The sequence below is a fragment of the Citrobacter sp. VF227 genome, from assembly GCF_052950715.1.
Genome location: NZ_JBRFVF010000373.1, coordinates 1 through 473, shown reverse-complemented (window position 1 = coordinate 473; position 473 = coordinate 1). Strand labels below are relative to the sequence as shown.

Below are 473 nucleotides of genomic sequence, written 5' to 3'. Positions count from 1 at the left end.
AGGTAGGTCTGGTACAGCTGATCGTACAGAACGTGACCACCGTGACGCCCTGGGCCGGGCCGTTGTTCATGCTGTCGTTCATCTACCTGCTGACCTCGTTGCTCACCGAGATGCTGTCCAACAACGCGGTGGCGGTGCTGATCACCCCCATCGCCATCGGCCTGGCGCAGCACCTGGGCGTCGACCCACGCGCCTTCGTGGTGGCGGTGATGTTCGCAGCAAGCGCCAGCTTCGCCACACCGATCGGCTACCAGACCAATACCTTCGTCTACAACGCCGGGGGCTATCGCTTCGCCGACTTTCTCAAGATCGGCATCCCGCTGAACCTGCTGCTCTGGCTGGTCGGAACGCTGGTGATCCCGCTGTTCTGGCCACTCACGCCGATTTGATGGCAAGGCTTGCGCTGGATCATTGACCGGTCAGGTGTTCAGTTTCATGCTCTCGGGCCTTTGCCATGACGAACAAGAAAAAGG

Annotated in this window: 1 protein-coding gene; it reads left to right on the top strand. The window is 60.5% G+C overall.

The genetic code is table 11. The features are described from left to right. On the top strand, nucleotides 1-389 hold a 389-nt coding region (locus tag ACU8YC_RS26820), incomplete at its 5' end, for an SLC13 family permease (RefSeq protein ID WP_446896234.1). Nucleotides 390-473: the final 84 nt, after the last annotated feature.